Genomic DNA, 1,570 nt, shown 5'->3' with positions numbered 1-1,570 from the left:
CTGTAGAAAAACCTGCTCCGGCAATTAAGCCAGAGCAGGTTTTTTGCTTGGAAACGAAAGCGGAAACGGAAAAAGCATCAAAACAGCAGCTACACTTTTCCCCCATCCTGTTTGTTTTCCGCCATCCGGCGCCGGATGGCGGCCATTCCATTTCCAAATGGCCAGCTTTTTCAGATTCATGGCAGCAAATTTAAGCTTCACCCAGTTTGTCACCTGGGCCAAGCCTCTGTACTGCGTGTAACGCATCCCGTGTTTTTCCTTCGCATCGGCAAACACACGCTCAATCTTCTCTTTTCGCAGCCGGTACAGTTCTTTGTACACCGCCATATGCCGCACGTGCTCTGCCATCTCCACATAGTCCTGCCAGACATGGCGCAAGACTGTTTTCTCGCACTTGGCGTTCTCGGTGCACATCCCTCTGGTGGGACAGCTCTTGCAAAGATAGCCTCGGCTTTTGTATTCCCGGTAGCCCTCCCGGTTTGTGGTGGAATAATGCAGCGCACGGTATTCCGGACAGATCACATCGTCAAAGTATTCGTCATACACATAGGCCCACCAGGGGTGGCCGTTTCCTTTGGTCTTGGGGCGGGTATAGCAGGTGGAAAGAACGCGGCCGCTGTCGAAGATTCTCTTGCAGATCCAGGGGGTTTTGTAGGCGCTGTCCGCCACCACGGTTTTGTGCTCGGGGTAATACTGGCATACTTCATCGTACAGAGGATCAAAGGCTACACTGTCGTGGATATTGCCGGGAGTGACGTGAACACCAACAACAAAATTGTGCTTGTCACATGCTGTGTGCGCTTCGTAGGCAAAGCACTTTTTGTGCTCCCCCTTGTGGAATACACCGCTTTCCGGGTCGGTGGTGGACACCACCGTTTCCTTCTCCTCCGGCGGCTTTTTGTCGCTGTCATCGGAAAAGGGCTTTTTCCCGTGTTCCTCCCGGTCCTTGTTCACTTCATCGAACAGCTCTTTTGCGTACCGCTTTGCCTGCTTGGGGACCGCCTTTTTGGCCTGCTTTTTCAGATTAGCACTTGCCTTAATGTGGGTTCCGTCCACAAAAATCGCTTCTGTGTCCAGATATCCTTCCTCTGCGGCTGCTTTCAACACCCAGCGGAACACATATTCCACCGTGGCGTGGTTGAATCGGTGCTTGAAGTTGTAGCTCACTGTGGAGAAGTGCGGTACCGCTTCATTCAGCGGATATCCAATGAACCACCGGTATGCCAGATTCATGCTCACTTCCTCCAGGGTTCGGCGTAGGGAAGAAATTCCATAGATATGCTGGATCAACACGATCTTGAACAGCACCACCGGGTCAACGCTGGGCCGGCCGTTGTCCTCGCAATACAGATCCTCCACAAATTCGTAGATTTTCTTGAAGTCGATGGCGTCGTCGATTTTCCGCAGCAAGTGATCCTGCGGGACCATGTTCTCCAAACTTACAAATTCCAGCTGCTCTCGATTTTCTGCGTTCTTTACCAGCATTTTTATCACCCTACACCATTATACCGCATTTTCTCTCTCAATACGAGAAAAAGGCCACCAAAAGGTGACCTTTTTCGACAGGCTG

General features: G+C 51.5%; 1 protein-coding gene. It reads right to left on the bottom strand.

Annotation, left to right across the window (positions count from 1 at the left end):
* Positions 1–24: 24 nt before the first annotated feature.
* Positions 25–1,485, bottom strand: coding sequence for an IS1182 family transposase (locus E0L15_RS12160; RefSeq protein ID WP_242962906.1), 1,461 nt, complete (start codon positions 1,483–1,485; stop codon positions 25–27).
* Between the last annotated feature and the right edge of the window lie 85 nt (positions 1,486–1,570).

Origin of the sequence: Pseudoflavonifractor sp. SW1122, from assembly GCF_012027765.1 — a bacterium.
Taxonomy (GTDB): Bacteria; Bacillota; Clostridia; order Oscillospirales; family Oscillospiraceae; genus Enterenecus; species Enterenecus faecium.
The sequence above is the reverse complement of the archived record's forward strand: the minus strand, read 5'-3'. Positions and strand labels throughout refer to the sequence as shown.